Origin of the sequence: Aeromonas sp. QDB23 (genome assembly GCF_027707745.1) — a bacterium.
GTDB lineage: Bacteria > Pseudomonadota > Gammaproteobacteria > Enterobacterales > Aeromonadaceae > Aeromonas > Aeromonas allosaccharophila.
In genome coordinates this window covers 1-6,493 of sequence record NZ_JAPCJA010000096.1, presented here as the reverse complement: position 1 = coordinate 6,493, position 6,493 = coordinate 1, and the positions used below count along the sequence as shown (strand labels likewise).

The following is a 6,493-nucleotide window of genomic DNA, read 5'->3' as shown; positions in this document are numbered from 1 at the left end:
CATATCTGGAAAAGGTATTGGATTCAGGGCTGGCTGAATTGAAGTCAATTTAACAATATGTTCACGCTCTCGCCCTGCACCCCATCCCCAATAACATGGCCAACAAATAGGCTGAAACATAAAAAATCCCGAACGAGATCGTTAATTCACGGTTCATGGTGGACACCTGCCTGCTGAAAAAAGGATGAGGGGATCCGGGCCCTGTAAACAGAGCCTGGATCCACTTTATTAACGACGATTACCCTTTGGCTGCGCTGCGCAATTTCGCCTTGAGCGCGCTGTATTCAGTCTGGACGTACACTTCCGCCTCAGGCTGATTGTCGATGCGCTCGATCTTCACCGCGCAGTACTTGTACTCCGGCGTGTGGGAGACGGGATCGACGTGCTCGATGGTGAGCTCGTTGCAGGCCCCGATCCACCACTGGTAGGTCATGTAGACCACCCCGGCGTTGACCCGGTCGTTGTAGTTGGCCCGGGTAATTACCTTGCCACGGCGCGACGAGATCCAGACCAGCGCCTGATCCTTCACCCCAAGCTTTTTGGCATCGCTCGGGTGGATCTGCACATAGCCAGGCTCATCGGCCAGGGTCTGCAGCGCCGAACAGTTGCCGGTCATGGAGCGGCAGGAGTAGTGACCTACCTCGCGCACGGTGGAGAGCACCAGCGGGTACTCCGCACAGGGCTGCTCCAGCGGCGGCCGCCACTCGGAGGCAATCAGCTGACCCTTGCCGCTCGGGGTGGTGAACACATTCCCCTCAAACAGAGTGCTGGTGCCCGGGTGATCCTCGGTCGGGCAAGGCCACTGCACGCTCTTGAGATCGGCCATCTTGTCGTAGCTGACCCCGGCATAGAGCGGGCAGAGCGCACGCATCTCGTCCCAGATCTCTTCGGTGTTGTGGTACTCCATGGGATAACCCATGGCGGTCGCCATCAACGAGAAAATGGCCCAGTCCGGTTTCACGTTCTCGGGGGGCGTCACCGCCTTGTAGAAGCGCTGGAAGCCGCGATCTGCCGAGCTGTAGACCCCTTCGTGCTCGCCCCAGCTAGTGGCGGGCAGAATGACGTCGGCCATCTCGGCGGTCTGGGTCATGAAGATATCCTGCACGATCACCAGCTCCATCCCCGCCAGAGTGCGGCGGAACTGACCCAAGTCAGCCTCGGTCTGGGCCGGATCTTCACCGAAGATGTAGAAGGCCTTGCACTTGCCCTCCTCCACCTTGTGGCCAAGCTCGGTCAGGCGATAGCCGGGCTTCTGGGAGAGCGACGCCACGCCCCACGCCTTGGCGAACTTGGCGCTGATCTCGGGATCGGCCACCGACTGATAACCCGGGAACTGGTGCGGCAGCATCCCCATGTCACAGGTGCCCTGCACGTTGTTCTGACCGCGCACCGGCCCGCAACCGGTGCCGCGACGACCGAAGTTGCCGGTCAGCAGCGCCAGACCCGCCAGCCCCTTGACCACGTCCACCGCCTGACCGTACTGGGTCACCCCCATGCCCCACAGGATCATGGAAGCAGGCGACTCGGCATAGGTGCGAATGGCTGCGCGGATATCGGCAGCTTTGAGGCCGGTGATCCCCTCGACATATTCCGGGGTGTACTTGGCCACCGTCGCCTTGAAGGTCTCGAACCCTTCGGTGTAGTTTGCGACAAATGCCTTGTTGTAGAGCCCTTCATTGATCAACACGTTGGCGAAGGCGTTAACCAGCGCCATGTTGGAACCGTTTTTGAGCGGCAGCCACTGATCGGCGATGCGGGCGGTCTCCACCATACGGGGATCACACACAATCACCTTGGCCCCGTTTGCCTTCGCCTTGAGGATATGGCGGGCGACGATGGGGTGAGAGTCAGCAGCGTTGTAACCAAACACCAGCAGGCACTTGGTCTCTTGAATTTCGGGAATGGCGTTGCTCATGGCGCCGTTGCCTACAGTTGTCTCCAGACCGGAGACTGAGGGTGCGTGTCACACCCTCGCGCAGTGGTCGACGTTGTTCGTCCCAATCACCGCACGGGCAAATTTCTGCATCACATAGTTGGCTTCATTGCCCGGGCCACGGGCAGAGCCAGTGGTCATGATGGCGTCCGGGCCATATTTCGCCTTGATGGCAGAGAGACGGCTGCTGGCAAACTCGATCGCTTCGTCCCAGGAGACTGCCTCGAACTTGCCACCGCGCTCGCGGCGGATCATCGGGCTCTTGAGACGGGGGGTCAGCAGGTTGGTGTCGTTCAAAAAATCCCAACCGTAATAGCCCTTGAGGCAGAGCTGCCCCTCGTTGGTCCGGCCGTTGGCGCCTTCGGCCCCCACCACCTTGTCGTTTTCAACCAGCAGGTTGATTTTGCAACCGGTGCCGCAATAGGGGCACACGGTAATGACTTTTTTCATGACTCACACTCTTGTTTGTTAACGAAAAACGGCTCGGCAAGCCCGCTCACACCCGCGCCGGCATCGCCAGCAGTGCCTCGGCACTGGCCAGCTGCTTCTGCCGGTTCAGGGTTTCAAGATGCTCCGGCGTGACCAGCCGCAGCGCCTGGGTCGGACAGACCTCGACACAGGCCGGGCCCGCCTCGCGGTGACGACAGAGATCGCACTTGAGCGCCTGCGCCTTGGTCTGCGGACGCTTGAAGAGCGAATCGGCAGCAGGTGCCACCTCTTTGAGCACCACCGCCATGGCGCCGTAAGGACAGGCCACCACGCAGGACTTGCAGCCGATGCAGCGCTCCTGCAACACCTTGACGCAACCATCTTCGCTGACGATGGCATTGTTCGGGCAGGCCATGGCGCACGGCTTGTCTTCACACTGGCGGCAGAGCACCGGCGTGGTCACCTTGCTGCCCACGATCACCTTCAGGCGCGGCTGAAAGTAGCTGTCCCTGGAGACCAGATGTCCATCCTCGATGGCAAGATGCAGGCCGCCCTCCCGCTCAAGGGTCCCGCTGCAAGACCCTGACTGGTGTGAAACGGCGCAGGCCACCTCACAGGTACGACACCCAATACAGAGACTGGGATCTGCAATCACGAAGCTGTTCATAGAGAGGGATCCTAAATGGTTCGTTACACCGGGCCGCCCGCCGACAGGCAAAGAGGCGGCCAGCCCCCTACAAAGCATTTATCAGACCAAAACGGGCCAAGGGTGCGATAAAAATTTACAAGCAACTGAAAGTAAAGGAGTAATCAGAAAGATAAGCGCGCTGATTGCCACCTCTGACGAGGGTGACGACGGGGTGGGAAGTGTGATCGACACGACAAAAGTGACGAGCTCGACACCGGCTGACCAGTCCCAGCCCCAGCCGTATAACGGAGCCGTTCAAAGGAGTTTGCAGCCAGGATCGGCCGCCCAAACCAGGCAAGCGGAGGAACGAAATCCCGAGAGAAAAGCCATACCAAGGACCAAGAATGGGCTGCGCAGCACGCCAAAACCGCTTGGGGCGATGACAAGTTGTTTGGTTTTGCTATCGAGATGGTAGGCAATCATCAAGCCAAACCGAACAAAAACAGGCCACTTATTGACTAATTTGTTGAGCCAGAGCCGGTTTTAGGCCCCTGCCCCTTTAGTTTTCTATCCCTCTGGTTAATATGTGCCAGTTGGCAACCAGCTCCGTTGGGGTCGTTTCTAAGAAAATAGTGAAGTTTAAATGCAGCATATCAGAGCAGGAACCTAGAAAAAGTTGATTAACGAACACCAACATTACCAATTATGTAAAAATATATTTATTATTTAGTGAGTTAAAAATTTAAATTTACATTTAAATTAAGATGGAATGAACTTTAATATGGCTACACAAATAAATTTCCTACTTATACCCAGAGGGGGGCGGACTCCATCCTCATTAAAAAACACAGCATGCTTAGATATCGACCGTTGGGACGACTACACTTTCAAAACACAATTTTTTCTCTCATTCTTTGATTCAAAAGGACTTTGTCATAGGATAGGAAGTGTAAAAATCGGATTTAAAAACCAAGAAGAGAATTCCTCTACTTATGAAAGTATTTCTGACCCGTTTGTTGAACTATCAGAGAACTATTTTTCTGTAGGCCAAGATGTTGATTATTACGAAAATATTTTCAAGTTAGATAAAGATGTACAAAAAACGATATTGACCGCGATCAGAGATATTCCATTCTCTCTCCAAACATTGCCTCTTATAGAAGATGAAAAGGTATTCAAAACCTCATTGCTTAGGTCTGTTAGTATATCTGCAATCAAAGGCCAATTTGCTAAGGTTTTAGCTGGCCATCCCCCATTAACAGATTTCAAATTTAAATTTTTCCGCCCACCTACAGCTCATATGTCGAGCACTATCGACTTAGACTTCATAGTTAAGGTTGAATCTAAACCAAGTACCAATATACATGCAGTAATAGGTCGAAATGGTGTAGGCAAAACAACTTTATTAAACGGCATGATAGATGCTGTTATGAAAAGTGATGGTTCAGATTCACAGTTCATTGATATTGACTCTTGGAATAACAGCCCAATAAAGCAAGATTATTTTAGTAGTTTGGTTTCTGTATCATTTAGTGCTTTTGACATCTTTTCACCCCCCAAAGAACAATCAGATCCATCACTTGGAACATGCTATTTTTATATCGGACTAAAAAAAGACAACAATCAATTAAAAAGCTTAAGTGATATCCATAAAGACTTTACTAGTGCACTTGGATATTGTTTTAGCCAAGCCCCAAAAAAGGCTCGATGGTTGAAAGCGATAAACACTCTGGAATCCGATGAAAACTTTGCACAAATGAATCTACAGGAACTTGCATCAAGCTCTGAGAGTAACTTTGAAACTACAGCATTAAAGAAAATTCAGTTAATGAGCTCTGGTCACGCGATTGTATTATTAACAATTACGAGGCTTGTCGCCACCGTTGAGGAAAAAACATTAGTTTTAATTGATGAGCCAGAAAGTCACCTTCATCCACCACTTCTTTCCGCATTTATTCGTGCATTATCAGAGTTGCTCTACGATAGAAACGGTGTATCAATCATAGCGACACATTCACCAGTTGTGCTTCAAGAGATACCTAAATCTTGTGCTTGGAAAATGAATAGAACAGGCTCTATTTCTGACTATAAAAGACCCAAGATTGAAACCTTCGGTGAAAACGTAGGTGTACTAACTAGAGAGATTTTTGGTCTTGAAGTCGTGAAATCTGGCTTCCACGGATTATTAGTAAAATCAGCTGAAAGTGGAAAGTCTTACGAAGATATTGTGGATGAGTACAATGGCCAGTTAGGGGTTGAAGCAAGAGGGATATTAAGGGCCATCGTGACCATTCGTGATGGAAATAGCATATCATGATAAAGTTAAAAATTCCTAATTACACCTACATTCAAAGCATTGATGTATGCCAAGCAGGTATTACAGGCAATCCAGAACTCCTTAATAACATCACAAATAACAAGACTCAACTAAGTGAAGGTGAGGTAATTTATACTGCATCAGCATCCACTGGTGAACTATATAATATCAATCCACTCATCCATAATAAAGAGGATGATCCTGCAGTTATTGGAACTCTCAAAAAATCAGATCTACTCTCACTTTACAACAATTATTTTTCAAAACAGAATAAGCCCGCAAGGTCTATTTATGATTCAATAATGATAGCCGCAAATGAAAGATGTCCCTACTGTGGTGGCATCGGGCGACCTAGAAATATTGACCATTATTTACCTAAATCTTTTTACCCACAATTTTCTATCTTACCTATAAATTTAATACCATCATGTCGAGACTGCAACATGGATGGGAAGGGCTCTGATTATTTCAAGGTAAAGGATGAACAAGTCCTTCAGCCATATCTAGATAGCAAAGCTTTCTTTGAAAATCAGTGGATTTTTGCTAAATACATTAAAAGCAATGATCATAGCGAACCTGGCATGATAGACTTTTTTACAAACCCACCTAATGAATGGACTGAGGAAAATAAAAACCGAGTCAATAATCATTTCAAGCAGTTTGACCTTAGGCTAAGATATTCAAAAGAGGCTGCCCCTCGTCTTATCACATATTTGTCTCAGATAAAAAGACTAACGGATATTGGCCTGAACCTTATTACGGCTAAAAAAACAATACTCGAACCGGTGATCGAATCTGCACCATTTGTTAATCATTGGGAAAGAGTTATGTGTCTAGCACTAATAAATGAATTATGAATCACTGGCTTTGATTTTACTTAGTCGTATTAATCGTAGGGTGCAATAAGCTCAGCGCATTGCACCTCTTACCTCTTTTAATACTTGGTGCAATTCACTTCGTTCATTGCACCCTACCTTTCCCCTCTGGCACATAACGACTCCATCGCGGCCCAACCGCATCCCCTTTGCCATCCTGCCAGCAATTAATTAGCGATTACTTTATCGTCTATTCATTATCCGTTTTGGTAAAAGAGAGTAGCCAAAACACTTCACTCATGTACAGAACCTTAAGCGGCAAGCGAATTAATAATACCGTCTAACGTGTTGTTTTGCTTGGATTTTCTCTG

The 6,493-nt window shown here is 49.2% G+C and carries 4 protein-coding genes; 2 read left to right on the top strand and 2 right to left on the bottom strand.

Translation table 11 applies throughout. The features are described 5' to 3' along the window. Window positions 1-238: 238 nt before the first annotated feature. On the bottom strand, window positions 239-2,383 hold the full coding sequence (gene fdhF, locus PG888_RS22055; RefSeq protein ID WP_236323328.1) for a formate dehydrogenase subunit alpha: 2,145 nt from the start codon (window positions 2,381-2,383) through the stop codon (window positions 239-241). A gap of 46 nt (window positions 2,384-2,429) precedes the next feature. Further along, window positions 2,430-3,029 carry a 4Fe-4S dicluster domain-containing protein gene (locus tag PG888_RS22050; RefSeq protein ID WP_005333302.1) on the bottom strand — a complete coding sequence of 200 codons (600 nt, stop codon included), beginning with the start codon at window positions 3,027-3,029 and terminating at the stop codon, window positions 2,430-2,432. Window positions 3,030-3,771: 742 nt separating this feature from the next. Between PG888_RS22050 and PG888_RS22045 the strand changes: the two genes are divergently transcribed. Both PG888_RS22045 and PG888_RS22040 read left to right on the top strand, forming a co-directional pair. Then, on the top strand, window positions 3,772-5,307 hold the full coding sequence (locus PG888_RS22045; RefSeq protein WP_270694386.1) for an AAA family ATPase: 1,536 nt from the start codon (window positions 3,772-3,774) through the stop codon (window positions 5,305-5,307). Then, window positions 5,304-6,164 carry an HNH endonuclease gene (locus tag PG888_RS22040; RefSeq protein WP_270694387.1) on the top strand — a complete coding sequence of 287 codons (861 nt, stop codon included), beginning with the start codon at window positions 5,304-5,306 and terminating at the stop codon, window positions 6,162-6,164. The genes PG888_RS22045 and PG888_RS22040 overlap by 4 nt, the downstream gene beginning before the upstream one ends. Window positions 6,165-6,493 lie beyond the last annotated feature (329 nt).

What these genes read in the sequence shown, in the direction of transcription:
- PG888_RS22050 (WP_005333302.1), bottom strand. Translation starts at nt 3,029, where the DNA reads ATGAACAGCTTCGTGATTGCAGATCCCAGTCTCTGTATTGGGTGTCGT.
- PG888_RS22045 (WP_270694386.1), top strand. Translation starts at nt 3,772, where the DNA reads ATGGCTACACAAATAAATTTCCTACTTATACCCAGAGGGGGGCGGACT.
- PG888_RS22040 (WP_270694387.1), top strand. Translation starts at nt 5,304, where the DNA reads ATGATAAAGTTAAAAATTCCTAATTACACCTACATTCAAAGCATTGAT.